This is a genomic window from Pseudomonas sp. NyZ201, assembly GCF_049860765.1.
Lineage (GTDB): Bacteria > Pseudomonadota > Gammaproteobacteria > Pseudomonadales > Pseudomonadaceae > Aquipseudomonas > Aquipseudomonas bharatica.
The window spans coordinates 2,714,885-2,738,580 of record NZ_CP187557.1; the positions used below are offsets into that span (position 1 = coordinate 2,714,885).

A 23,696-nucleotide genomic window follows, 5' to 3' on the forward strand; every position below is an offset into this window, starting at 1 on the left:
TCAGGCACGGCCTGCATCCCCGGACCTGAACAGGTGTTCGAAGCCCAGCAGGGTGCTGTCGACGAAGCGCGCGTCAGTGATGTCGGCGGGGAATTGCAACACGCCGTGGATCACCAGCGAAGCCAGCCCGTGGGTGTACGACCAGCCTGCCAGGGCGGCGCGGCGAACGTCGGCGCTGCCGATGTCCTGGGAGAGGATTTCGGCAATGATGCGCTTGAGTTCGCCGAAGGCTTCGTCCCGGGCTTCACGGTATTGCACCGGCATTGCGTCGCCGCCCAGCTCGGGCCCGAACATCAACTGATAGAGCGCCGGGTTGGCGCGGGCGAAGCTGAAATAGGCCAGGCTGGCCTCACGCAGTTTCTGCAGGCCAGCCTGGCCCTGATCGCCCTTGCGCAGGGCCGTTCCCAGCTCGCGAAAACCCTGGGCTGCCAGATGGCCAATCAGTTCGGCGCGGTTGGCGTAGTGGTAATAGGCGGCCGTCGAGCTTACCCCGACCCGCTCCGATACCGCGCGAAGCGACAATTTGGTCGGTCCCACTTCTTCGAGCATGTGTCGCGCGGCGTCGAGAAGCTGCGGCGCGAGGTTGCCTACGTGGTAGGTGTCGCGGGCTCGCTGGGAAGACTTGGTCATGTGGGGAAGGCCTTGATCCTGTGGGTTTCGAAGCGCCGTGATCTTAGCATTCGAAAGTATCTTGACGATGATAAGATTCGATCTTAGCATCGTTAACATTGCTCCCTGTGGTACGCCATGGCTTCACGTTACGAACGGCCGAAGCCTTTTTTTGCACTTAAATCTTAGCGCTGATAAGTTCGAGGTGAAGCATGAAGCACTACGACGCCGTGGTGATTGGCGCCGGCAACGCCGGGCTGACCGCCGCGACTGCGCTGCAGCGCGGCGGCAGCCGCACGCTGCTGGTGGAGCGGCACAATATTCCGGGTGGCTGCGCCACGTCCTTCGTGCGTGGGAACTTCGAGTTCGAGGTGGCGCTGCATCAGTTGAGCGGCCTGGGTACCGAGGACAAGCCGTTCGTGATGCGCAGGTTTTTCGAGCAATTGGGGGTGATGGACAAGGTCGAGTTCATCCAGGAGCACGCGTTGTATCGCCTGGTGGTGCCGGGGGAGCTGGACGTCACCCTGCCGGCCAGCTGGTCGGGCATCCGGCGCCTGCTGCAGTCGATGTACCCGGCCGAAAGTGAGGCCATCGAGCGCTTCATGCTGGTGTGCGAAAAGGTCACCCTGGAAAGCTTCATGACCCTGCCGCAGGCTTCGCGCGCCAACAGCGAGGCGATGCTCAGGTCGATGTGCCCCTACTACTTGCGCTATGGCTTCCGTCCGGCCCGCGAGGTGCTGGACGAGTTCTTCGCCGACGCCAGGCTGAAGAATATCCTCGCCACCTACTGGCTCTACCTCGGCGTGGCGCCGAGCATGCTGCCGTTCGCCGACCTGGCCACCATGCTTTACGCCTACGCGGTGTTCAAACCCTGGCATATCAAGGGCGGCTCCCAGGCCATGTCCAGCGCGCTGGTGGAGTCCTTCCTCGAAGCGGGCGGCGAGGTTCGCTTCAACTGCGGCGTGGAGCAGATCCATACCGCGGACGGGCGCATCCGTGGCGTAAGCCTGGAAGGCGGCGAACGGATCGACTGTGATGCGGTGGTCTCCAACGCCAGCCCGTTGATCACCTTCAATGAACTGCTCGACCTGGAGCGCCCGCCGGCGAAGATCCGCCAGGACTTCAAGTCGCGACGCATGGGCACCTCGGCGTTCGTCATCTACCTGGGCCTGGACTGCACGCCCGAGGAACTGGGGGTGACCACCGCCTCCAGCTTTATCTACGAGACCCTCGACGAGGAGCAGATCCACGCGCGCATGGGCAGCCTGGAGCCGCCGCTGGGCGGCATGCTCACCTGCTACAACCTGGAAGACCCGAGCGCCGCGCCTGCGGGCAAAAGCCAGGTGGTACTGGTTTGCCTGCAGTACGGCGAGGTATGGAAGTCGGTATCCCCGGAGCGCTACGCGCAAACCAAGTATGAGTTCGCCGAAAAGCTGATCGCGGTGATCGAGAAGGTCTACCCCAAGGTGCGCGAGTACATCGAGGAGGTAGAAGTGGCTACGCCGCTGACCATGATGCGCTACCTCAACACGCCGGGCGGGGCCATCTACGGTTTCCAGCAGAGTGCCCAGGATTCGGCGCTGCTGCGCGAACGGCTGGATGCGGTGCCGGGCCTGTACATGGCCGGCGCCTGGACCACCATGGGCGGCTTCCAGCCAACCTACATGGCCGGCGAATCCACCGCCCGCGCCGTACTCAAGCAACTGAAGGCCAGGAAGTCCGAACATGTCTGAACAGAATGCGTTGAACCTGATCGCCGGTTACCCGGAGGCGGCCGCGGCCAAGCTGGCGCTGGAGCAGAGCGGCAGCGATTTCCAGGAGGTGCGCGGCGAGGTCGGCAGCACCGTGGTGCAACTGCATCCCAAGCGCCTGGCCCTGCGGGTTGCCGCGATCATCGAGGATACGCCAAGCACCAGGACCCTGCGTCTGGTGGCGGCCGATGGCCAGGCGCTGCCGCCCTTCCAGGCCGGCCAGTACATCAACCTGTTCGTCGAGATCGACGGCGTGCACACGGCCCGGCCCTACGCCATATCCTCGTCGCCGGTGCAGCGCATGCACTACGACCTGACCGTCAAGCGCGCCCGGGGCGGTTTCGTTTCCCACTACCTGCTCGACCACGCGCAGGTGGGGCAGGGCTTCAGCAGTTCCGGGCCGATGGGCACTTTCCATCACAACCCGCTGTTTCATGGCGACGACCTGGTGTTCCTGGCCGGTGGCTCCGGCGCGGCGCCGGCGCGCAGCATCCTCCTGAATATCCTCGATCGCGGGCTGCCGCAGCGCCTGCACATGATCTACCTGAACAGCCATGTGGATGACGTGATCTTCGCCGATGAGCTACGCGAACTGGCCCGGCGTCACGAGCATTTCACCCTCAGCGAAGTGATCTCGCGGCCTCCCGCCGGCTACACCGGCCGCAGCGGCCGCCTGAGCCGGAGCATGCTCCAGGAATTGCTGGGCGAGATCGGCAACCGGATGTTCTACATCTGCGGCCCGACCCCGTTCAACGACAGTTGCGTCAGCCTGCTGGGCGAGCTGGGCGTGGCCCGCAGGCGCATTCGCGTGGAGGCCAACGGTGCGCCCAAGGCGCCGGACGAGCAGCATGGCTGGCCGCAGGGCGTCAGCCTGGACGACGAGGTGCAGATAACGGTGCAGGGCAGGGGCAGGTTCCGCAGCAAGGTCGGCGAACCGCTGCTCAACGCCCTGGAACGCAATGGCTACTTCGCCGAGAACGCGTGCCGCTCGGGCGAGTGCAGCCTGTGCCGGGTCAAGCTGGTGGCGGGCACCGTGTTCAACCCCCAGGAGGCGCGCCTGCGCACGTCCGACCGCGATTTCGGCTGGATTTATTCCTGCGTGGCCTTTCCCACGGGTGATATCGAAGTGCTGTTGTGAGTCGCCGCGTTGCGCTTGCGGCGCGATTGGCTAGGCTCTGTCTGGATAGCTGATTGGAGGATGCACGCATGGGAACCAGATTGAATCTCGCCGTAGCGCTCTCGTTGGTAATGGGGATAAGCCCGATGCTGCTGGCAGACCCCGGAAAAGGAAAAGGCCATGACAAGGGTGGTCAACACGGCAACCAGGGGCATCAAGGCAACGGCAGCGACTGGCACGCAGGGCCTGCCGTCGACCTGGGCGGGGTGCGGGTCATACTTAACGACAATCGTGCCTACTGGAACCCGGGCTCCGCGCTACCGCCAGGGATCCAGAAAAACCTGGCACGCGGCAAACCGCTCCCGCCCGGAATCGCCAGGAAGCTGGACGGCAGGCTGGTTGGACGACTTCCTCACTACGATGGCTATGAGTGGCAGCAGGCTGGCACTGACCTGTTGCTGGTGGCCATTGCGTCGGGTCTCATCTACGAGGTGCTGCATAACGTGCTGGATTGAGGTCGCCAGCCCTGGGCAAGCCGTAAAGTGGCGCACCCGTCGCCCAGGCTGCAGCGGGTGACGAGGTGCGATCACTCTGCGAAAGAAGGGAAAATCACCGCGAAAAGGGTGCCGTCCTGTTCGGTCGATTCCACTTCGATCCTGCCGCCGTGCCCTGCGACGATCTCCGCCGCGATGAACAGCCCCAGGCCGAGCCCCGCCGCCGAGCCCCGCTCACCGGATGAATAGCTTGAATACCGACCTTCCGGTTTGAAGATATAGGGCATCACCTCCGGCGCAATAGGCTCTCCCTCGTTATGAATGCTGACCCGCGCAACGCCCTGTGCCTCGGCTATGGTGATCTTGATCGGGGCCGTGGAGTCGCCATGCCGAAGGGCGTTGCCAATCAGGTTGGTGAACACCTGGGCGATGCGCTCCGGATCGAATCGACCGGTTACATGGGCCTGCTCATCGAGAACGATGCTGGCATGCGGAAACCCGGTGCGTAGCTCGGCAATCACAGCGCGGCAGATCGGGTTCAACTCTGCGCTCTGCAGGTCCACTGGAATACCGCTACCCAGGTTGCAGCGAGCCAGATCCAGCAGGTCCCTGATCAGGGCGTCTGCGCGGCGCGCGCTGACACAGACCTGCGCCGCCAGGTCCATGCCTTTCTCATCCAGCCCCTGTTGCCGCTGGATCAGCTCGCCAGCCATGAGGATCGCGCCCAACGGGGAGCGCAGATCATGGCCTAGCACTGCCAGCACCGTTTTCCGGGTTGACTCGACGGCCGATCCATAGGCCGCGATCGACTCTGCCAGCGCCTGGTCGATTGCCTCGTTGAACCTGATCATGTCCTGGACCCGATGCGGGTCTGCGAACGTCTCCTGCTCCAGCCAGAGCGCCAATACGCTTGCGCGCAGTGCCCTGTATTCGGACACCAGTTGATCCATGGAAAACCCGGCTATCAAGCGCGCGACTGCGTGGGTCTGCGCGGCGGTATCGCTTGAACTCGTGGGGCCTCTTCCCTGGGCCTTCTCGGCTTGCTGGTGCCGGGTTTGTGCGGTTCGCATATCGGCGACCACCGTGTGCAGCATCATTTCGGCATGATCGCGCAAGCCGATCGAGTCCAGCTTCGGCTGCTCTGTTTCAACCGAGCGAGCGTAGTTCTCCCACGCCTGGAGAATCATCTCCATGTCGTTTTCGATGAAATCGGACAATCTCATGGAAGGGCGACCCCTGTTCTTGAAAAAAGGCGCCGAAAAGCCTAGCCCACATGTCATTGGCTCACCACGCGTGTTTGAGCATCGTGCAACGTCGCACACGGTGCCGACAGTGTTCGCCCGGAGCATGATGGTCACCCTTCAAACCGCCTACCCTGCCACCCCGGCAAAGGCGTAATCCTTGAAAACCAACCACCCGATTCCATGGGAGCACCGTACATGCGCGTCGACTTCAGACCCGCTCAAGCCTCGGACGCGCACGACATTGCGCGCTTCTTTCAACTGACATCCGAAGGCATGGCCGATTACATATGGAGCAAGCTTGCCGCGCCTGGAGAAACCTTGCTGGATGTCGGTGCGTCTCGCTATGCCAGGGAGCAGGGCGACTTTTCCTACAAGAACTGCCTGATGGCCACTTTCGAAGGGCGTGTCATCGGCATGATGCATAGCTATGCCTTGCGCGAGATCCCAGACAGGCCGGTCGAGACAGATCCGGTCCTCGCCCCTTATTCCGACATGGAAATACCCGGCACCTTGTATATATCCAGCCTGGCCCTGGATGAGGCCTGGCGCAGCCAGGGGCTGGGCGTCCAGTTTCTTCGCCACGCCCAGCAACGCGCCGAGGACGCTGGCCTGGATGGGCTATGCCTGATCGATTATGCAGAAAACCACGGTGCGCGCCGCTTCTACGAGCGTCACGGGTTCCAGATTGTCAAAACCTGCCAGATCGTTCCGCACCCGATGCTGGGCGTAACCGGTGAAGCCTATTTGATGTATCGCCCTAACCACGAAGCCCGAGAAAAAACCATGAACATGAAGAAGACACTAACCGTGTTCCGCGATCTGGAAATCCAACCGGTGCGCGACCTTCCCTTTTTTGAAGAGGTCGTTGAAGGCACCCCTCATACATTGACGTCCAAGTACTATCACGATGAACAGCACGGTCGCATTTCCGGAGAATGGCAAGCCAGTACCGGAGCGTGGCGCATCGACTACAAGGTCTGGGAGTTCTGCCATGTCCTGAGTGGATGCTGTGTCATCGAACTCGAGGGTTGCGCCCCCGTCACACTGGCCGCCGGCGACACCTTCATTATCGAACCGGGCGCCAAGGGCAAATGGACCGTGCTGGAAGACATGAAAAAGAATTTCGTGATCCTCTTGCCCGCGAACTAGATCGCGCGCCGTGCAGGAGCGCTTTGCCTGCTTGCCCGATAGCAGCGCTTGATGCTCTTGCGCAGGCTTCATGCCTGGAACAACCCACGAACGACCTCCCTCAGCCAGCGGTTCCCGGTGTCCTGGTGATAGCGGGCATGCCAGTGCTGCTTGACCGTGAACCCCTCCACGTCGAACGGGCAGTCATGCACCCGCAGCCCATGCATGTCGGCCAGGGTCTGCCCGATATGCCGCGGCAAAGTGGCCAGCAGGTCGGCCGTCCCGATGATCATCCCCAGCCCGAGAAAACCCGGTAGTTCGAGCATGATCCGCCGCTCGATGCCGGCCCGGGCCAGCCCTGCCTCCAGCAGCTTCTGCCCGGTGCCGGAACTGACCTGCACATGGCCCTCGGCGCGGTAGCGCGCCAGGCTCATGCCCTTGCGCAGGCGTGGGTGTTGCGGATTGCTCAGGCACACCCAGTCCTGCTCGAACAGCACCTGCTGGTACATCCCTCCACCCAGCGAAGGCACGAAGCCGATGGCCAGGTCCGCCTCGCCGGATTCCAGCGCGCTTTCGGTGTTGCCGTCGATCCGCGCCGCCTCCAGGCGGATGCCCGGCGCATGGCTGCGCAGGTGGTTGAGGAGACTTGGCAGCAGGGTGATGTGGCTGGCGTCACTGACACACAGGCGAAAGCGCCGCTGCGCGCTGGCAGGAATGAACTGCGGCTCCCAGGTGGTCAGCCGGCGCATGGATTCGAGCACTTCGCGGCACGGCCCGATCAACTGATCGGCCCGCGGGGTAGGGGCCATGCCACCCGGAGTACGCACGAACAACGGGTCGTTCAACTGTTCGCGCAGGCGTGCCAGCCAGATGCTGATGGTCGGCTGGCTCTGCCCGAGCTGCTCGGCCGCGCGGGTCACGCTGCGGCATTGGTACAGCACTTCGAACAACTGCAGCAGCTTGGGGTCCGGCAGGGGCGCCAGTGTCGTCATTATTGAAAATCCCAATAGCGTTATTGGTGCCATTGTATAGCTCAAATAATCGTCGCTGCATAAGGTAGTCGCAAACCACAGGAGGTCTGCGATTTGAAAATCTGCATTCTGGGTGCCGGCGCCCTGGGCTGTGCCATCGGCGCAGCGCTGAGCGAGGCCGGGCACGATACCTGGCTGATCAACCGTAGCCGCGCGCACGTCGACGCCATGAACGCGAACGGGCTGCAGGTGCATGACGAGCGCGGCGAGCGTCAGGTACGGGTCAATGCGACCAGCGACGCCAACGACGTCGGCGTAGCCGACCTGGTCGTGGTACTGGTGAAGTCGTTCCACACCGCCGAGGCGATCGCCGGGGCCACGGCCTTGCTGGGGCCCCGGACGCTGGTGCTGTCGCTGCAGAACGGCCTGGGGCACGAGGACATCCTGGCCGAAGCGGTGGGCCGGGAGCGGGTGCTGGCCGGCAAGACCTATGTCGGCGGTGTTTTGCTGGCGCCGGGTTGCGTTCGTGCCGGGGTGGCGGGCAAACACACCTATATCGGGGAACTCGACGGGCAATCGATCCCGCGCGTGCGAGCGATCGCCGAGGCCTTCAACGGTGCCGGACTGGCCACCACGGTCAGTGACAACATCCTCGGCACCATGTGGGACAAGCTGCTGGTGAATGTCGCCACCGGCGCACTCAGCGGCATCACCATGCTCAATTACGGCCAGTTGTACGCTGAGCCGTTGCTGGCGCACACCGCCAGGGCGGCGGTGGCCGAAGCCATCGCCGTGGCCGAACGTGCCGGTGTCCGCCTGAGCCTGAACAGCCCCGACGCCGCCTGGCAACTGGCGGCCGAAGGCCTGCCGGCAAGCTTCCGTACCTCGATGCTGCAGAGCCTGGAAAAAGGCTCGGTCACCGAAATCGACTTCATCAATGGCGCCGTCGTGCGCTGGGGCGAGCGCCATGGCATCGCCACGCCGGTCAACGCCACCTTGGTGGCCTGCATCAAGGGCATCGAACGCGCAATGGCCGATCACCAGAAAGAGGGCAATTCATGAGCCAGCCGAAAGCCTACCTCGAACACGTCGCCTTCTGGGTGCGTGACATCCACTGGCACATCCGCTTTTTCAGCGAGGTGTGCGGCATGACCATGCGTGAAGTGCAGGGCTCTCCCGAGCAGCCGGCGCAGTACTGGACCCTTGGTGGCCTGCAGTTCATTCACCAGCCGGACTTTGCCGGGCCGGAAGGGCGCATGGCGCACCTGGGCATCATGTGCGAGGACCTTGAGGCCGCACTGGCGGCGGCTCGACGCTTCGTTGTCAGCGAAATGCCCCAGGGCCGCAACTGGCTGCGCCTGCCTGACGGCCTGGCGGTGGAATTCATTCAGGCGCGGCCGGCCGGGTGCGTGGCCCAGGCACTGGCTATCGATCCACGTGCGGAGGTAGAGGCATGAAGGTGGTGGAAAAATACTGGGACGATGCCCGCGAAGGCGACGAATGCATCAGCCCCACCTACACCGTGACCCGCGAGCGCATCATGGCCTACGCCGACCTGACCGGCGACCACACCCCGGTGCATGTCGATGAGGCCTACGCCAACGCCAGCCACTTTGGCTGCCTGGTCGCCCACGGGCTGTTCGGCCTGTCGATTGCCGATGGCCTGAAGACCCAGTGCGAGTACCGCTTCGTGCCGGGCATGTCGCTGGGCTGGACCTGGGACTTTGTCCTGCCGATCAAGGTCAACGATGTGCTGCACGTGCGCATGCGCGTGGGGGCGATGCGCCCGAGCAACAGTCGGCCGGGGTGGGGCATCGTGGTGTTGCCGTCGGAACTGATCAATCAGCACGGCGAGGTCGTACAGCGCGGCGAGCACCGGCTGATGGTGCCAAGGAGGGCGCAGGCATGAGCCAGGCACTGCCTTTGGCGGGTATCCGCGTTATCGACTACAGCCACTTCCTCGCCGGTCCCTATGTCGGGCGCTGCCTGGCGGCGCTGGGCGCCGAGGTGATCAAGGTCGAACGGCCGGGCAGCGGCGACGCCGGTCGCCAGCACGCCTTCACCCTGGACGACCAGCAGAGTGGCTACTTCCTGCAACTGAACATGGGCAAGCAGGGCGTCAGCGTGAACATGAAGGACCCACGCGGCAAGGCCTTCATGCAGCGCCTGACCGATTCGGCCGACGTGTTCATCGAGAACTATCGCCCCGGTGCCCTGGACAAGCTTGGGCTGGGCTACGCCGAGCTGTCGGCGCGCAACCCGCGCCTGGTGTACTGCTCGATTTCCGCCTACGGCCACACCGGGCCGGATGCCCATCGCGCCGGCTTCGGGCTGATTGCCGAAGCCAAGAGCGGGATCATGCAGATGGTCGGTGTGCCGGGGGAGGCGCCGCCGTTGCTGCGCATTTCGCTGGGCGACATGTACACCGGCATCCACGCGGTCGCGGCAATCAACGCGGCGTTGCTGGGGAGGGTGAGCAGTGGCCGCGGCCAGCACATCGACATGGCCCTGTACGACACGCTGGTGTCGATGCATGAATACGCCGTGCAGTGCTTCACCTTGTCGGACGGCGCCGTGCTGCCCGAGCAGACCGGGCATGACATGCCGACTTCCACCTTGTATGGCGTGTTCCGCGCTGCCGACGGCGACCTGGTGATCGCGGCCCAGGTCGATGATGCCTGGCAGCGCTTTGCCGCCATGCTCGAAGCCAACGGCGGCCCGGCAGGCTTCGCCAGTGACCGTCGTTACCACAGCCTGAGCGGCCGCAATGCGCACCGCCAGGCGATTCTGGCGGTGGTGCGCGACTGGGTGGGCGCGCGCTCCGTGGCCGGGATCCTGGCACTGCTCGATGCCATCGACGTGCCCGGCGCCAAGGTCCAGCGCATCGACGAGGTGCTGGCCGACCCGCAGATCCAGGCGCGCAATATGGTCATCGAGCAGCAGCACCCGCGCTTCGGCACGTTGCGCCTGCCTAACCTGCCGTTCCGCTTTTCCGACTGCGACACCACGGTCCGCCAGGTGGCCCCGGACCTTGGCCAGCACAACGCCGAAGTGGCCGCCGCGCTCGGCTTCAGCCCTGAAGAAATCACCGTCCTGCAGGCAGACGGTGTCCTGTTCACCCACGGAGATGCACGATGAGCGACCGCTATGCAGTGATTGGCCGACCGATCAGCCACACCAAGTCACCGCTGATTCACGGCTTGTTCGCCCAGGCCAGCGGCCAGGCGCTGGAATACGGGGCGATCGAGGGCTCGCTGGAGGGCTTCGAGGCCCAGGTGCAGCAGTTTCGCAACGAGGGCGGGCGGGGGATGAACATCACCGCGCCGTTCAAGCTGCGGGCCTTCGAACTGGCCGAGCGGTGCAGCGAGCGTGCGCAACTGGCCCGTGCGGCCAATGCGTTGAAGTTCGAGGACGGCCTTGTCGTCGCCGAGAACTTCGATGGCATCGGCCTGCTGCGCGATATCGAGGAAAACCTTGGTGAGCCACTGCGCAACCGACGCGTGCTGGTACTGGGCGCCGGTGGCGCAGTGCGTGGTGCGTTGTTGCCCTTCCTGCAGGCCGGCCCGGGCGAGTTGGTGCTGGCCAACCGCGATATGACCAAGGCCCTGGCGCTGCGCAACGAGCTCGACCACCCACTGCTGCACATCAGGCGCTATGAAGCGTTGCAGGGGCAAACCTTCGATATCGTGGTCAACGCCACGTCCGCAAGCCTGGTCGGTGAATTACCGCCGTTGCCTGGCGGTGTGCTCGGGAAGGCCGGGTTGGCGTACGAGCTGGCGTATGGCAAGGGGCTTACCCCGTTCCTGCGCCAGGCCCGTGAGGAAGGGGTCGCCCGCCTGGCGGACGGCGTGGGCATGCTCGTCGAGCAGGCGGCGGAGGCCTTTGCCTGGTGGCGCGGGGTGCGGCCCGCTACCCGTGCCGTTATCGATCGACTGACCATCCCGCTGACGTAGGCTCAGAGGCTGGTTCTGCGCGGGATCTGTAGGAGCGTGGCTTGCCCGCGAAGGGCCGCGAAGCGGCCCCAAAACCTGCCACGCCGAACATCTGGAACACAGAGGTCAAGCAAGCGCTGAATCCAGAAAGCTTCCCCCACCTAGCTCGTGCTGGATGGTTTTGGGGCCGCTTCGCGGCCCTTCGCGGGCAAGCCACGCTCCTACGGGAACCGCGTTGGTCAGAAATCTGCGTGTCGACGCGAGCTGTGTAGATAACCCTGGCTCAGGGGCGAAGCGGCTGTGCCTGCACACTATCGAGGAATATCCTGGCATCCCGGTTGGAGCGCAGGCAGACCACCTGGCACGTCGACGGGGCCGTCGCCGCGAGTTGCTTCATCTTTTGCCGTGCCGAGATCCTCGTCCGCCACATGAACCCGAAGAACTCCGGCAGGTTGGCCAGCCGTTCCGGGCAGTCGTCCGGCAAATCCGGCCGGGAGCGACCGTGGTTAAGCAGCGTCCTGAGCACTACGCGCCAGAATCGAAGCGGTGCGGACCGGTCGATCCAGATCAGCAGGTCCGCACGGGCCAGCCTGTTGTTCCAGGTTGCAGAATGCCCACCTTCGAAGATCCAGCGCTCACCGGCCTCGACCTCATGGCAAAGACGGGTCTTCTGGTCATGGCTGCGTTCGACCCACCCAGGCTGCCAGTGAATCGTATCGATATGCACGACCGGCAAACCCGTGCGTTCGCCCAGCGCGCGCGCCAGGGTACTTTTCCCGGACCCAGGCTGACCAATGATCATCACCCGTTGCATTGAAGTTCCCTCTCGCCGTGCCTGCTGGTTTTTTGGGGGGCGCGATTGTACGGCAATGAACGGGTCGGTCCAATCATGTCATTTCAGTATTTGTCGCTACGCTGCGCTGCACGAGGGTTGGTAAATACATACACAAGTTCATCGGCGAGCAGCCGGGCTTCTCGTGTCAGAAGTTCCTGGTTTCGATAGACCAGGGAGATATTGAGTGCTGGCGGCTGTTCCTCGAGGTTCAGTACCTCCATCGCCTGGCCATCCCGGTTGACGTAGTCGAGCATGCGAAGCGGCCAAAAGCTGATGACGTCCGTGGTCCGTGCCAGTTCGCAAAATATGATTCCAGCCGAGCATTCAAGGACATTTTCCGGGGGCGCCAGTTGGTATTGCTCGAACATCAAGCCGACCTGCGAGCTTTCCAGCGGCTCCTGTAGCAGCCAGCGCTGCTCGCGCAGGTGTTCAAGGGAACGTATATGGCGCAGCGGGTGGTCCTTGCGTACCACCAGGGCAGTCGGCTGCTGGTAAAGCTCGGTCCATTGGAACCCGTCGCCATAACGACTGGCCGGTTGGCACGACAATGCCAGGTCCACTTGCCCTTCACGCAGGCCCTCCATCAGCTTCGAAGGACGCATCTCATGAATGCGCAGCCGCACCTTCGGGTAGCGTTCGCTGTATTGATTGACTGCCGCGATCACCTGTGCGCGGGGCGTCGCCGGTGACAGGCCGATCGACACCCGGCCGTTCGTTTCGCCCTTCAACGCTGCGATTTCTTCCTTGGCGCGATTAGCCTCTTCCAGCATCAGGCGGGCCCTGCGCACCAGGCGTTCGCCGTATTCGGTGGTGGTGATGCCGCGGTTGGAGCGGACCAGCAGCGGCACCCCGAGGGAGGTCTCGAGTTCCTTGATGGTCCTGGAGAGTGCCGGCTGGGAAAGGTGCAGCAGGCGCGCGGTTTCCTGAAAGCTGCCGCTCTCGCAGATGGTGACCAATATTTTCAGTTGATGGAGCTTCATAGGTTTTGCACACGGGCCAGGTAATGCAGCGTGGGCGTCCTGCCGGCCGCCCGCCGTCTGGTGTTTTTCAGGATTCGCGCGAGAGTGCTTGCGAGCGTGAATGGGCGGCTTGCACGGCGGCGCCGACCAGCCGACGCAAGCCGTCATCGTGTTCAAACGTGGAGATCGCCGCGGCAGTGGTGCCATTGGGCGAGGTGACGGCGCTGCGTAGCGTTGCAAAGTCGGCGCCTGGCTGGGTTTGCAGGGTTGCGGCACCTAGCGCTGTCTGCGCGGCCAGGGTCTTTGCCAGGTCCGGGCTCAGGCCCAGGGCCACACCCGCGGCGGCCAGTGCTTCGCTGAACAGATGGTAGTAGGCGGGGCCGCTGCCCGACAACGCCGTTACCGCATCCAGCAAGCCCTCGTGCTCCACCCAACTGGCGCTGCCGACGGTTTCGAACAGCCGGGTTACCCGCGAGCGCAGGGCTTCATCCAGGCCAGCAGGGGCGAACAGACCGGTGCAACCGGCGTTGACCAGTACCGGTGTGTTGGGCATCGCGCGTACCACCGGGCAGCTGTGGTCCAGTGCCTGGCTGAGTTTTTCGTGGGGCACGCCTGCGGCGACGGAAATCACCACGGCGTGCTCGCACGCTGCACGGGGGAGCGCGGCCAGCACTTCGCATGCGTAGTTCGGCTTGACCGCCACCACGATGATGTCAAACGCCAGCGCAGGCAGGGCTTCGACCTGGCTGTAGAGCATGACCGGGCTGGCTGTTGGCAAATCCTGCAGATAGGGGTCGACGGCGCTGACCTGGCTGACCAGCCCGGCCTTGAGCCAGGCCTGGCCAATGGCGCTGCCCATGCGACCGTAGCCCAGAAAAAGTGCGTTCATGATTGTTCCTCGTAGTGGTGCGAAGCGTAGTGGTTGCGTGTTGTTATCGCTGGACAAGAGAACTGACTAACGGAACGGCGGGCAGATTAAACCGCCCATCAACAAAGGTGCAACCGGGCGCAACCCAATAACGCGATATCTTGTACTTGGTCACTTATTCAATAAAAACAATTAGGTACTGATATAAATCAGCAAACGTTTGGCAGATACTTTTCATGCACTCTGATGGTGCACTCAAGTGTCATCCTGCCATTTTGTTATACCCATAATAAAGTCTGAGGTTGCACCTTTCGCCCGGGAAAACCTAGGATCGGTGCTACCCGGTAAAACTTGGGTCGTCGCTGCCCATCCTTAGAAAAACAAGGCATACAACATGAGCAATTCCCTCGCCGAAACACAGTCGGCAAAGACCCGTCGCCGTGCGCTGGTGGCCAGCCTTACTGGCAGTTCCATTGAATGGTTCGACTATTTTCTTTATGGCACCGCCGCCGCTCTGGTTTTCAACAAGCTGTTCTTCCCCAACTTCGATCCGGTGGTCGGGCTGCTGTTGGCTTACTTGTCGTTTTCTCTAACCTTCTTCATCCGGCCTATTGGAGGCGTGCTCTTCGCCCATATCGGCGACCGTATCGGACGCAAGAAAACCCTGGTCATCACCTTGTCGTTGATGGGGGGCGCAACCGTACTGATCGGATGCCTGCCGACTTATGAACATATCGGTGTCTGGGCACCGATACTGTTGATCCTGCTGCGGGTGATCCAGGGCCTTGGGATTGGTGGCGAGTGGGGCGGGGCGCTGCTGCTGGCCTACGAGTACGCGCCGGCCAAGCGCAAGGGCCTGTTCGGCAGCGTGCCGCAAGTAGGCGTGACACTTGGCATGTTGCTGGCCACCCTGGCCGTGAGCCTGATGGCGATGCTGCCCGAGGAAGACTTCCTGTCCTGGGGCTGGCGGGTACCCTTTGTGTTGAGTGCCGGCCTGGTGTTCCTCGGCCTATGGATCCGCCATGGCCTCGACGAAACCCCGGACTTCAAGCACGCCAAGGCCAGCGGTAACGTGTCGAAAATGCCGGTCGTGGAAACGCTACGCAACCACTGGCGTGAAGTGCTGATCGCTGCAGGCCTGAAAGTGGTCGAGACGGCGCCGTTCTACATCTTCTCGACCTTCGTGGTCAGCTATGCGGTAAACAACCTCGGCTACCAGAAAGTCTCGGCGTTGAACGCCGTCATGATCGGTGCCCTGGTGGCCTCCCTGCTGATCCCGGTGATGGGCTGGCTGTCCGACCGGGTCGGCCGCAAGCGTGTGTACATCGGCGGCATCATTGCCATCGCGCTGTACATCGTGCCGTACTTCATGCTGCTCGATACCCGCAGCCAATGGGGCATCACCCTTGCCACCGTGGTTGGCTTCGGCGTGCTCTGGGCGCCGGTCACCGCCGTGCTCGGCACCTTGTCTTCGGAAATATTCTCCACCCGCGTGCGCTACACCGGCATCACCCTGGGCTATCAACTGGGCGCTGCGCTGGCAGGCGGCACCGCACCACTGATCGCAACCTGGCTGCTGTCCGAATATAAGGGCGACTGGCGGCCGGTGGCCCTGTACATGCTGGCAACCGTAGCCATCTCGCTGGTCGCCATCCTATCCGTTGGTAAACGTCGCAAAGACGACGAAATTCAAGGCGGCGCTCGCGCTACCTGAATGCAATAACCGGAGCCTGCGCGCTCCGGGTTCTATCTGTCGCCACTCCGTATCCGTTCCCCGGTGCTGCCTTGTCATGGCAGCACCGCGGGCAGGTGCGTCCTAAAAAAGCAATACAAGGGAGAGTTGCTTCACATGAAGAGAAAACTATTGAACCTGGCCATTCTTGCAGCCACGGGGAGTTTCGGCGGGCAGGCGCTTGCCGCAGGTTTCATCGAGGACAGCACGGCCAAGCTCGAGCTGCGCAATTTCTACTTCAACCACGATTTCCGTGACACCGACACCCAGACCCAGGACGAGTGGGGCCAGGCCTTCCTGCTCAACGTGCAGTCCGGTTTCACCCAGGGCGTGGTCGGCGTCGGGGTCGATGCCACCTACACCCTGGGCGTGAAGCTCGATGCACCGGGTGCGCGCTCCATTTTCCCGGCCGACAGCGATGGCGAGGCCGTGGACAACTTCAGCCGCGGTGGCCTGACCGGCAAGGTGCGCCTTTCCAGGACCGAGGCCCGCTATGGCATCCTTACGCCGAAGCTGCCGATCCTCTGGTCGAACGACGGCCGCATGCTGCCGCAACTGTTCGAGGGCGGGCAGATCACCAGCAACGAGGTCGACAACCTGACCCTCACGGGTGGTCAGATCGAGCATGTGGTCGGCCGTATGTCGAGTAACTTCACTGGCATGGCCATCGCCGGTGGCAGCCAGCAAAGCAACCACCTGCGTTTTGCCGGCGGCGACTACAAGGGCATCAAGGACCTGACCCTGCAGTATTACTTCGCCAACCTCGAAGATTATTACGACCAGCATTTCCTCGGTGCGCTGCACAGCCTGCCGCTGGGCCCGGGCGTGCTCAAGACCGACCTGCGCTACTTCCGCACCACCTCCGATGGCAAGAATGCCGAGCGTGCCGCAGGCTACCTGGCGTCGACCAATGGCAGCGGCAATGACGGCGAACTGGACAACTCGACCTGGAGCGCCAGGTTTACCTATGCCCTGGGCGGCCATGCCCTGACCCTGGGTTACCAGCAGGTGTCGGACGACAGCATCTTCACCCAGTTGAACCAGGGCGGCCTGGTGAACGAGGGCGCAGGTGGTACCAGCACTTATGTGATCACCGACAGCCTGGTGCAGAACTTCACCTATGCCGGTGAGCGCACCCTCCTTGGCGGCTACGCCTACGACTTCACCGCGCTCGGCGTACCAGGCCTGAACGCCAGCGTCACCTGGCTCAAGGGCGACCAGATCAAGACTGCCGTCGGCTCCGACCGTGAAGAGTGGGAGCGCGACATCGTCCTGAGCTACGTGGTGCAGGGCGGAACATTCAAAGGCCTGGGCGTTGCCTGGCGCAACGGTGTACTGCGCAGCGACGTGCTGGGCGATATCGACCACAACCGCCTGACCGTCAGCTACACCTTGCCGATCTGGTAAGGGCTTCGAAGCGATGCGATGAATTCTTCCTCCTCCCGCAACCCTCGGGAGGGCCGGAGCGGTGCGTCCGTGATTTGCCACGAGCGACTCAGGGAGCATCGGTGCTTGAGCTGTTTTGCCCCGCTGGTGCAGGGGGCTGCATGACGCAGTGAGCGACGGCGACGCCGTCACGATCATTCCAAGGAGACAGTTATGCCTTTCAAGTTCCGCTCCATGCTTATCCCGACTTCGATGTTGTTCACCCTGGCCATGGCGGCACCCTTTGCGTCTGCCGCCGAGACCGTGCAGATGGGGGCCGTGCTGTCCCTGACGGGTGCCAACGCCACCGTCGGCGAAGACGTGCGCCGCGCCGTGAAGCTGGCTGAAGACAAGGTCAACGCCGACGGAGGTGTGCTCGGCAAGCCATTCCAGGTCATCGTCGAGGATTCCGGCGGCAACCCCACCACCGCCATCAACGCCGCCCGCAAGCTGGTCAGCGTTGACAAGGTGCCTGTGGTGATCGGCGAATACTCGTCGGGTATCAGCATCCCGATGGGCCAGTACCTGGTGAAAGAAGGTGTGGTGCATATCAATATCGCCAGCACCAGCGTGAAGATCCGCGACCTGGGCAGCAGTTCGTTCAACCTGATCGGTCTGGAGGACAAGGGCAACAGGTTTTCTTCCCAGGATGCCTGGGACCTGGGCTTTCGCAATGTCGCCGTCCTGGCCCCGAACAATGCCTACGGCCAGGGCGTAGCCCACGGTTTTCGCGCCGAGTTCGAAAAGCTGGGCGGCAAGATCGTCAACGAGACGCTCTACACCGCCGGCCAGTCAACCTACCGCCGCGAGCTGCAGCAGATCGCCCGCAGCAAACCGGACGCATACATCTACACCGCCTACGGGCAGGAGTCTGCCGTCATCAATCGCGAGGCCCTGGAGCTCGGGCTGCGGGAACAGCCGTGGTACGCGATCCTGTTGTCCATGAGCCTGTCGGACACTCCGGCCAACATCGCCCAGGGCCAGTTGGGCATGGAAGTCGGTTCGGTCGTCGGGCCTGCCGGCAAGGCCTACGCCGATGCCTTTGCAGCCAAGTACAAGGAAGGCATGAAGACCTCCTACACCGGCTATGCCTACGACGCCGTGCTGATGGCGGCCAAGGCGATCGAAAAGGCCGGCAGCCGCGAGCCGGCCGCAGTACAGGCCGCGCTCAAGGAGGTGGGCAAGGGCTATGACGGCGTGACCGGAACGGTAGTCTTCGACGACGGCCGCCAGCGGCTCGACCCGCCCTACGCCAAGCTCAAGTATGACGGCGGCAAAGTCGTGCCTCGATAAGTACGCGATACCCCGCCCGGTTGGCCGGGCGGGCTTGTGCCTGCTCTTGCGGAGTGTTTTCCATGTTGCAGTTCCTGATCGATACCTTGCTGCGGGCAACCGACCTGGCGCTGATCGCCTTCGGCCTCAGCCTGGTTTATGGCCTGGTCAAGTTTCCCAATATCGCCCACGTACAATACGCCATGCTGGGTGCATACCTGACCTATGGCCTGGGCGCCATGGGCGCGCCCTTGCCGCTGGCCTTGCTGCTTGCCGCACTGCTGGTCGGTGCCCTGACCCTGGTGCTGCAGCGCCTGGTGTTCCAGCGTCTGCTCAAGAGCGGTCCGGCCATCGCCATGATCGGTTCGCTGGCCATCGCCATGCTGCTGGTCGCCGCGCTCCAGGGCAGCGCGGGTACTTTCCCGCGGATGTTCGAGCTACCCCTGAAAGCACCGATTCTCCTGGGCGACGCACGCATCACCCATACCCAGCTGTACTTCTTCGCCACCACCCTGGTACTCCTGGCAGCGTTCACCGTGGCCCTGTTCCATACCCGCCTGGGGCGTGCGATGCGCGCGCTGGCCGGCAACCCGGCACTGGCCAACGCCAGCGGCCTGCACGCTGCCCGGATCACCCTGATGGTGACCTTCGCCAGTGGTGCGGTCGCCGGTCTGGGCGGCGGCCTGCTGGCCTTGTCCACTGGCGCCCATATCAACCTGGGGCATGACCTGCTTCTGCCGGTGTTCGCCGCGGCCATCCTCGGTGGCCTTGGCAACCCCATGGGGGCGGTTGCCGGTGCCTTGTTGATCGCCTTTACCGAAACCCTGGTCACCAACCTCAACTTCGGTTGGCTGCTGGGTCGGGAAATTGCCTTCCTGCCCGTGTCCTACATCAGCGGCGCGGCGTTCCTGATCCTGCTGCTGGCCTTGCTGTTCAAGCCTTACGGCCTGTTCGACCGGGAGGTGCGCCGTGTTTGATTTCCTGGTTTCCGCGCTTACGTTCGCTAGCCTCTATGGCCTGATGGCGCTGGGGCTCAACCTGCAGGGGGGTTATGGCGGCCTGCTCAATTTCGGCCACATCGCCTTCGCCGGTCTCGGCGCCTACGCCACCGGTATCGCGGTCCAGGCGGGTTATTCGCCATGGCTGGGCATGGCTGTTGGTGTGCTTCTGGCCATGGGCCTGGCTGGGTGCGTGGCCCGCCTGGGGCGCAAGCTGGCTTCGGACTACTGGGGGATCGCCACCCTGGCAATTGCCGAAATCCTGCGTGTGGTGGCGACCAACGAGGGCTGGCTTACCGGTGGTGCGCAAGGCATTGGCGCCATTCCCACGCTGTTCGACGGTGTCGGTTTCCTGGTGATGATGCTGGTGCTGCTGGGCATCGCCACGCTGCTTTGCCAGCGCCTTGGCGATGGCCGCTTCGGGCGCGCCCTGCGGCTGATGCGCGAGGAGCCGCAACTGGCCGCGTGCATGGGCTACGACCTGACCTCGCTGAAGTCGCGGGCGATCATGTCCGGCGCCGCGCTGACCGCCATCGCCGGTTCGTTGTACGCCCACTTCATGAGCTATGTCGGCCCCGACTACCTGCTCGCCTCCGAGACGTTCCTGCTCTGGACCATGTTGATGATCGGTGGCCTGGGCAACCTGCGCGGCGTGCTGCTGGGGGTGTTGCTGGTGCAGGCCGCCTACAGCCTGGTGCCGTTCGCCAAGGATTACCTGGGCCTTGGCTCCGACCTGGCCGGCGCCCTGCGCCTGGGCCTGATCGGCGCGATCCTGCTGGCCTGCCTGATGTGGCGCAGCGAGGGTCTGATCCCTGAAAAAACAAGGAAGATCCCATGAGTGCTTCTCGTGAATACCTGCTCAGTGTGCAATCGGTAGCCAAGGCCTTCGGCGGCAACCAGGTACTGCGCGACGTGAGCTTCAACGTGCAGCGCGGCGAGATCGTCGGCCTGCTTGGTCCCAACGGTTCCGGCAAAAGCACCTTGCTCAACTGCATCACCGGTTTCGAAGCGGTGGATGGTGGCGCCATTGCGCTCGGGGCGCGGCGTATCGAGCGGTTGCAGGCACATCGTATCGTCCGTCACGGCATTGCCCGGACGTTCCAGCTGCCTTCCATGCCCAGCAAGATGTCGGTCATGGAAGTGGCGATGGCAGCCTGCACTCGCCAGCATGGTGTGTTCGCCACGCTTCTCGGCCTTCCGGCGCTGCGCCGGGCCGAAGAACAGGCTCGGGCCAAGGCCGGGCGGCTGATCGATGAGTTGCTGCTCGGCCCGGTACGCGACCTGCCGGCTTCGGCGCTGTCGGGTGGGCAAAAGAAACTGCTGGGGATTGTCTGCGCCTTGATGGGCGAGCCCGAGCTGGTGCTGCTCGACGAGCCTACCGCCGGGGTCCACCCGAACCTGCGGCGTGACCTTGTCGAGGCGCTCAAGCGCCTCAATGCCCAGGGCATGACGCTGGTGATCGTCGAGCATGACATGCACTTCATCCGCGATGTGTGCAGCCGCTGCGTGGTCCTGGACCGCGGCGAGATCGTCGCCAGTTGCCGGCCGGACAAACTTGCCTCCAACCCGCGGGTGATCCAGGCCTACCTGGGTGGCCGCCACACTCCGCAAGCCCTTGAGGAAAATGCGCCATGATCGAAGTGAAGGACGTCGTCGCCGGCTACAGCGCCGAGGTGGACATCCTGCGCGGCATGACCCTGCATGCCGCGCAGAAGGAGATCGTGACCTTGCTGGGCCCCAACGGTTGCGGCAAGAGCACCTTGCTCAAGACCATCGCCGGCTACCTGCTGCCGCGCAAGGGGCAGGTCCTGCTGCGGGGGCAGGATATGTCGCGGGTGCCGGTGCACGAGAAGATCCGCCGCTGCGGGATTGGCTTCGTGCCGCAGACCGACAACGTATTCGCCAGCCTGAGCGTCCGCGAAAATCTCCACGTGGGCGGCCATTACCAGCACGCACGGGACAACCAGCGACGTATCGATGAACTGTGCACCGCCTACCCGATCCTCGCCAGCAAGTTCAACGCGCCGGCGGCGTCCATGTCCGGTGGTGAGCGGCAGATCCTCGCTCTGGCCCGGGCGCTCATGCCCAGGCCAAGCCTGCTGTTGCTCGACGAACCCTCGGCGGGGCTGTCGCCCAAGGTGCTGCTGGAAGTGTTCGAAGCCATCCAGCGGGTCCGCGACCAGGAAGGCGTGACCATCCTGATGGTGGAGCAGAACGCGATGGAGGCGCTGCGCATCTCCGACCGCGCCTATGTGCTGTCCATGGGCAATGTCGCGTTGACCGGCAATGCCCGGGAGCTGATGCATGACCCGCAAGTCAGCGAACTGTACCTGGGCGGGCGGGTCGCCTGAGACTCTGTCGGCATTCGCGATCTTGTGCTCCTGGGGCCGCGAATGGCGTAGAGCGTGCTTGGCCGCGCGGGTTTTCCTGCGCGGCCCTTTTTAAGGCCTTGATGATGAAATTCAGCCACAAGATTCTGTTGGCCGCTGCGCTGGTGGTGGTCAGTGCCTTCGCTTCGTTCACCCTGTACAACTACATCTGGCAACAGCGGTTGCTGGCTCGAGAGCTGCAAAGCCAGTTGCGCGAGGTGGGTGCCCTGGCCGCCGACAGCGTCCACAACTGGCTTGGCGGGCGGGTGCTGCTGGTGGAAAGCCTGGCGCAACGATTGGCCGCCGACACCAGCGAGGCGGCGGTCGAGCAGGCCTTCGGCCAGGATGTGTTGAAGAACACCTTCAACATGGTGTACCTGGCGCGCGCCGATGGCAGCTTCAGCATTCGCCCGCAGCAGGAAATGCCCGCCGGCTATGATGCCCGCCAGCGCGACTGGTACCAGCGTGTGCAGGCGCGCAACGACAGCGTCCTCACCGAGCCCTATATCAATGCCGCTACCCAGGAAATGATCATGGCCGCCGCCGCCCCGGTGGTACGTGCCGGCGAGTTGCTTGGCGCGGTGGGGGCGGGAATGCCGATCGACACCCTGGTGCAGATCATCGGTAGCGTCGACCTGCAGGGCAAAGGCTATGCGTACCTGGTCAATGGCGCCGGGAAGATCCTGGTACACCCGCAGACCGACCTGATCAACCGTCGTCTCGACGAGCTTGACCTGGCGCAGCCCCTGAAGGTCAGCCGTGATCTGCAAGAGCACGAGGCCGATGGCCGGGTTCGCATCGACACGTTCGTGCCGATACCCGGGCTGCCGGGTGCCGACTGGTATGTCGGGCTTTCGGTCGATCGTGACCTGGCCTACCGGCAACTGCGCGATTTCAGTGAGTCGGCATTGATCGCCATGCTGGTGTCGGTGCTGCTGGTGATGCTCGCCCTCGGCGTGCTGCTGCGTTTGCTGATGAAGCCGCTGCTGCGCATGATCGCCGCCATGCAGGACATCGCCGCCGGTGAGGGCGATCTGACCCAGCGCCTGCCGGCCTCTGGTCGTGACGAACTGGCCCGGTTGGCCCAGGCCTTCAACCTTTTCGTCGAGCGCATGCAGCGCACCATCCGCCTGGTCGCCAATGGCAGCGTAGGCGTCGAGGAAGGCTCGCGCAGCGTCGTCCAGGCCAGCCAGGCCACCCTGCGCCAGTCAAGCGACCTGGTGCAGCGCAGCGATACGGTGGCCGCTGCCATCGAACAATTGGGGGCCGCCGCCCAGGAGATTGCCAGCAACGCCGCCAATGTTTCGCTGCAAAGTGCCGCGGCGCGCAACCAGGCCGAACAGGGCCAGCGTATTCTCGGCGATGGCGCCGCGGCACTCGATGCGCTGGCGGCCAGGGTTGAAACCACCCGCGCGAGCATGGAGCAACTGGGGGACCAGACCGAAGCCATCGGCAGCATCCTCGAAGTGATTCAAAGCATCGCCCAGCAAACCAATTTGCTGGCGCTCAACGCAGCCATTGAAGCTGCGCGGGCAGGGGAGTCCGGCCGAGGCTTTGCGGTAGTGGCGGACGAGGTGCGCCAACTGGCACATCGCAGCCAGGGAGCGACACAGGAGATCCATGCCATGATCGAGTCTCTGCGGGGCGGCGCCCAAGCGTCGATTGCCTCGATGGTTACCAGTCATCAGCACGCCGAACTCAGCGTCAGCGTCATGGCCCAGGCTTGCAAGGATATCGACGCCGTGATCGAGCGCCTGGCCGATATCGATGACATGAACCAGTCCGTCGCTGCGGCCACCGATCAGCAACGCGCGGTGGTCGAATCGATCGGTCGCGAAGTCGGCGAAATCGCTACGCTCAACCAGCACGTTCAAGTGGGTCAACAGCACACTCTGGACGTTTGCAGGACCATGGACGCCAGGTCGGGTGAGTTGCGCCAGCTGGTGGCAAGTTTCCGCATCGAGCATTGACAGGTGATCCTGTCATGTCGCT

The 23,696-nt window shown here is 63.5% G+C and carries 23 protein-coding genes and 2 pseudogenes; 19 read left to right on the forward strand and 6 right to left on the reverse strand.

Translation table 11 applies throughout. The features are described from left to right. Positions 1–630, reverse strand: a complete 630-nt coding sequence (locus tag ACPFMA_RS12035) for a TetR/AcrR family transcriptional regulator (protein WP_425930277.1) — start codon at positions 628–630, stop codon at positions 1–3. A 191-nt stretch (positions 631–821) separates the two neighbouring features. On the opposite strand from ACPFMA_RS12035, the gene ACPFMA_RS12040 reads away from it, so the two are divergent. The 3 genes from ACPFMA_RS12040 to ACPFMA_RS12050 all read left to right on the forward strand — a co-directional run bounded on the left by ACPFMA_RS12040 (position 822) and on the right by ACPFMA_RS12050 (position 3,992). Next, positions 822–2,342, forward strand: coding sequence for a phytoene desaturase family protein (locus ACPFMA_RS12040; RefSeq protein ID WP_425930278.1), 1,521 nt, complete (start codon positions 822–824; stop codon positions 2,340–2,342). Then, a complete protein-coding gene (locus ACPFMA_RS12045; RefSeq protein ID WP_420056632.1) occupies positions 2,335–3,498 on the forward strand; it encodes an FAD-binding oxidoreductase in 1,164 nt (387 codons plus the stop codon). Before ACPFMA_RS12040 ends, ACPFMA_RS12045 begins: the two co-directional genes overlap by 8 nt. A gap of 68 nt (positions 3,499–3,566) precedes the next feature. After that, on the forward strand, positions 3,567–3,992 hold the full coding sequence (locus ACPFMA_RS12050; RefSeq protein WP_420056631.1) for an anti-virulence regulator CigR family protein: 426 nt from the start codon (positions 3,567–3,569) through the stop codon (positions 3,990–3,992). 71 nt (positions 3,993–4,063) lie between these two features. Here the strand turns inward: ACPFMA_RS12050 and ACPFMA_RS12055 are convergent, their stop codons facing one another. Next, positions 4,064–5,194 (reverse strand): sensor histidine kinase, encoded by a 1,131-nt coding sequence (locus tag ACPFMA_RS12055; RefSeq protein ID WP_425930279.1) that lies wholly within the window; start codon positions 5,192–5,194, stop codon positions 4,064–4,066. A 201-nt stretch (positions 5,195–5,395) separates the two neighbouring features. On the opposite strand from ACPFMA_RS12055, the pseudogene ACPFMA_RS12060 reads away from it, so the two are divergent. Beyond that, positions 5,396–5,995: pseudogene (locus ACPFMA_RS12060) on the forward strand (GNAT family N-acetyltransferase); the annotation flags it as partial. Positions 5,996–6,004: 9 nt separating this feature from the next. Next, the gene (locus ACPFMA_RS12065) at positions 6,005–6,364 is read left to right on the forward strand and encodes a cupin domain-containing protein (RefSeq protein WP_205884573.1); all 360 of its coding nucleotides are present in this window, start codon (positions 6,005–6,007) and stop codon (positions 6,362–6,364) included. 68 nt (positions 6,365–6,432) lie between these two features. On the opposite strand, the gene ACPFMA_RS12070 is transcribed toward ACPFMA_RS12065, so the two are convergent. Continuing rightward, complete coding sequence (locus ACPFMA_RS12070) at positions 6,433–7,335, reverse strand: LysR family transcriptional regulator (protein WP_425930280.1); 903 nt, start codon at positions 7,333–7,335, stop codon at positions 6,433–6,435. Positions 7,336–7,428: 93 nt separating this feature from the next. Between ACPFMA_RS12070 and ACPFMA_RS12075 the strand changes: the two genes are divergently transcribed. From ACPFMA_RS12075 to aroE, 5 genes are read left to right on the forward strand one after another with little or no spacing between them, the layout of a single operon-like run. Beyond that, positions 7,429–8,376 carry a ketopantoate reductase family protein gene (locus ACPFMA_RS12075; RefSeq protein ID WP_425930281.1) on the forward strand — a complete coding sequence of 316 codons (948 nt, stop codon included), beginning with the start codon at positions 7,429–7,431 and terminating at the stop codon, positions 8,374–8,376. After that, positions 8,373–8,771, forward strand: coding sequence for a VOC family protein (locus ACPFMA_RS12080; protein ID WP_420056627.1), 399 nt, complete (start codon positions 8,373–8,375; stop codon positions 8,769–8,771). Before ACPFMA_RS12075 ends, ACPFMA_RS12080 begins: the two co-directional genes overlap by 4 nt. After that, positions 8,768–9,223, forward strand: coding sequence for a MaoC family dehydratase (locus tag ACPFMA_RS12085; RefSeq protein ID WP_064301441.1), 456 nt, complete (start codon positions 8,768–8,770; stop codon positions 9,221–9,223). Before ACPFMA_RS12080 ends, ACPFMA_RS12085 begins: the two co-directional genes overlap by 4 nt. Further along, positions 9,220–10,452: a CaiB/BaiF CoA transferase family protein gene (locus tag ACPFMA_RS12090; protein ID WP_425930282.1), complete on the forward strand. Its 1,233-nt coding sequence runs from the start codon at positions 9,220–9,222 to the stop codon at positions 10,450–10,452. Before ACPFMA_RS12085 ends, ACPFMA_RS12090 begins: the two co-directional genes overlap by 4 nt. After that, complete coding sequence (aroE, locus tag ACPFMA_RS12095) at positions 10,449–11,267, forward strand: shikimate dehydrogenase (RefSeq protein ID WP_425930283.1); 819 nt, start codon at positions 10,449–10,451, stop codon at positions 11,265–11,267. Before ACPFMA_RS12090 ends, aroE begins: the two co-directional genes overlap by 4 nt. Positions 11,268–11,529: 262 nt before the next feature. Here aroE and ACPFMA_RS12100 read toward each other — a convergent pair whose 3' ends face one another. The 3 genes from ACPFMA_RS12100 to proC all read right to left on the reverse strand — a co-directional run bounded on the left by ACPFMA_RS12100 (position 11,530) and on the right by proC (position 13,929). Further along, complete coding sequence (locus ACPFMA_RS12100; RefSeq protein ID WP_420056624.1) at positions 11,530–12,060, reverse strand: AAA family ATPase; 531 nt, start codon at positions 12,058–12,060, stop codon at positions 11,530–11,532. An 83-nt stretch (positions 12,061–12,143) separates the two neighbouring features. After that, positions 12,144–13,061: a LysR family transcriptional regulator gene (locus tag ACPFMA_RS12105; protein ID WP_064301437.1), complete on the reverse strand. Its 918-nt coding sequence runs from the start codon at positions 13,059–13,061 to the stop codon at positions 12,144–12,146. A gap of 67 nt (positions 13,062–13,128) precedes the next feature. Beyond that, the gene (gene proC, locus ACPFMA_RS12110; protein WP_425930284.1) at positions 13,129–13,929 is read right to left on the reverse strand and encodes a pyrroline-5-carboxylate reductase; all 801 of its coding nucleotides are present in this window, start codon (positions 13,927–13,929) and stop codon (positions 13,129–13,131) included. A gap of 373 nt (positions 13,930–14,302) precedes the next feature. Between proC and ACPFMA_RS12115 the strand changes: the two genes are divergently transcribed. From ACPFMA_RS12115 to ACPFMA_RS12155, 9 genes and pseudogenes are all read left to right on the forward strand, one after another. Further along, positions 14,303–15,622, forward strand: a complete 1,320-nt coding sequence (locus ACPFMA_RS12115; RefSeq protein WP_420056622.1) for an MFS transporter — start codon at positions 14,303–14,305, stop codon at positions 15,620–15,622. A 135-nt stretch (positions 15,623–15,757) separates the two neighbouring features. Next, on the forward strand, positions 15,758–17,047 hold the full coding sequence (locus ACPFMA_RS12120; RefSeq protein ID WP_420056621.1) for an OprD family porin: 1,290 nt from the start codon (positions 15,758–15,760) through the stop codon (positions 17,045–17,047). 192 nt (positions 17,048–17,239) lie between these two features. After that, on the forward strand, positions 17,240–18,358 hold the full coding sequence (locus tag ACPFMA_RS12125; protein ID WP_420056620.1) for an ABC transporter substrate-binding protein: 1,119 nt from the start codon (positions 17,240–17,242) through the stop codon (positions 18,356–18,358). Between the two features lie 62 nt (positions 18,359–18,420). Beyond that, a complete protein-coding gene (locus ACPFMA_RS12130) occupies positions 18,421–19,314 on the forward strand; it encodes a branched-chain amino acid ABC transporter permease (RefSeq protein ID WP_064301433.1) in 894 nt (297 codons plus the stop codon). Beyond that, positions 19,307–20,173, forward strand: a complete 867-nt coding sequence (locus ACPFMA_RS12135; RefSeq protein WP_425930285.1) for a branched-chain amino acid ABC transporter permease — start codon at positions 19,307–19,309, stop codon at positions 20,171–20,173. Before ACPFMA_RS12130 ends, ACPFMA_RS12135 begins: the two co-directional genes overlap by 8 nt. Further along, positions 20,170–20,970: an ABC transporter ATP-binding protein gene (locus ACPFMA_RS12140; protein ID WP_420056617.1), complete on the forward strand. Its 801-nt coding sequence runs from the start codon at positions 20,170–20,172 to the stop codon at positions 20,968–20,970. The genes ACPFMA_RS12135 and ACPFMA_RS12140 overlap by 4 nt, the downstream gene beginning before the upstream one ends. Beyond that, entirely contained in the window at positions 20,967–21,686 is a 720-nt protein-coding gene (locus ACPFMA_RS12145; RefSeq protein WP_420056616.1) for an ABC transporter ATP-binding protein, read from the forward strand. Before ACPFMA_RS12140 ends, ACPFMA_RS12145 begins: the two co-directional genes overlap by 4 nt. A 104-nt stretch (positions 21,687–21,790) precedes the next feature. Further along, positions 21,791–22,810, forward strand: a pseudogene (locus ACPFMA_RS12150) (HAMP domain-containing protein); the annotation flags it as partial. 6 nt (positions 22,811–22,816) lie between these two features. Beyond that, on the forward strand, positions 22,817–23,674 hold the full coding sequence (locus tag ACPFMA_RS12155; protein ID WP_425930593.1) for a methyl-accepting chemotaxis protein: 858 nt from the start codon (positions 22,817–22,819) through the stop codon (positions 23,672–23,674). Positions 23,675–23,696 lie beyond the last annotated feature (22 nt).

Coding starts and splice junctions, on each gene's coding strand:
- ACPFMA_RS12080 (WP_420056627.1), top strand. CDS start 8,373: ATGAGCCAGCCGAAAGCCTACCTCGAACACGTCGCCTTCTGGGTGCGT.
- ACPFMA_RS12125 (WP_420056620.1), top strand. CDS start 17,240: ATGCCTTTCAAGTTCCGCTCCATGCTTATCCCGACTTCGATGTTGTTC.
- ACPFMA_RS12100 (WP_420056624.1), bottom strand. CDS start 12,060: ATGCAACGGGTGATGATCATTGGTCAGCCTGGGTCCGGGAAAAGTACC.
- ACPFMA_RS12145 (WP_420056616.1), top strand. CDS start 20,967: ATGATCGAAGTGAAGGACGTCGTCGCCGGCTACAGCGCCGAGGTGGAC.
- ACPFMA_RS12045 (WP_420056632.1), top strand. CDS start 2,335: ATGTCTGAACAGAATGCGTTGAACCTGATCGCCGGTTACCCGGAGGCG.
- ACPFMA_RS12085 (WP_064301441.1), top strand. CDS start 8,768: ATGAAGGTGGTGGAAAAATACTGGGACGATGCCCGCGAAGGCGACGAA.
- ACPFMA_RS12130 (WP_064301433.1), top strand. CDS start 18,421: ATGTTGCAGTTCCTGATCGATACCTTGCTGCGGGCAACCGACCTGGCG.
- ACPFMA_RS12035 (WP_425930277.1), bottom strand. CDS start 630: ATGACCAAGTCTTCCCAGCGAGCCCGCGACACCTACCACGTAGGCAAC.
- ACPFMA_RS12120 (WP_420056621.1), top strand. CDS start 15,758: ATGAAGAGAAAACTATTGAACCTGGCCATTCTTGCAGCCACGGGGAGT.
- aroE (WP_425930283.1), top strand. CDS start 10,449: ATGAGCGACCGCTATGCAGTGATTGGCCGACCGATCAGCCACACCAAG.
- ACPFMA_RS12115 (WP_420056622.1), top strand. CDS start 14,303: ATGAGCAATTCCCTCGCCGAAACACAGTCGGCAAAGACCCGTCGCCGT.
- ACPFMA_RS12050 (WP_420056631.1), top strand. CDS start 3,567: ATGGGAACCAGATTGAATCTCGCCGTAGCGCTCTCGTTGGTAATGGGG.
- ACPFMA_RS12090 (WP_425930282.1), top strand. CDS start 9,220: ATGAGCCAGGCACTGCCTTTGGCGGGTATCCGCGTTATCGACTACAGC.
- ACPFMA_RS12055 (WP_425930279.1), bottom strand. CDS start 5,194: ATGAGATTGTCCGATTTCATCGAAAACGACATGGAGATGATTCTCCAG.
- ACPFMA_RS12065 (WP_205884573.1), top strand. CDS start 6,005: ATGAAGAAGACACTAACCGTGTTCCGCGATCTGGAAATCCAACCGGTG.
- ACPFMA_RS12140 (WP_420056617.1), top strand. CDS start 20,170: ATGAGTGCTTCTCGTGAATACCTGCTCAGTGTGCAATCGGTAGCCAAG.
- proC (WP_425930284.1), bottom strand. CDS start 13,929: ATGAACGCACTTTTTCTGGGCTACGGTCGCATGGGCAGCGCCATTGGC.
- ACPFMA_RS12155 (WP_425930593.1), top strand. CDS start 22,817: ATGCAGCGCACCATCCGCCTGGTCGCCAATGGCAGCGTAGGCGTCGAG.
- ACPFMA_RS12105 (WP_064301437.1), bottom strand. CDS start 13,061: ATGAAGCTCCATCAACTGAAAATATTGGTCACCATCTGCGAGAGCGGC.
- ACPFMA_RS12070 (WP_425930280.1), bottom strand. CDS start 7,335: ATGACGACACTGGCGCCCCTGCCGGACCCCAAGCTGCTGCAGTTGTTC.
- ACPFMA_RS12040 (WP_425930278.1), top strand. CDS start 822: ATGAAGCACTACGACGCCGTGGTGATTGGCGCCGGCAACGCCGGGCTG.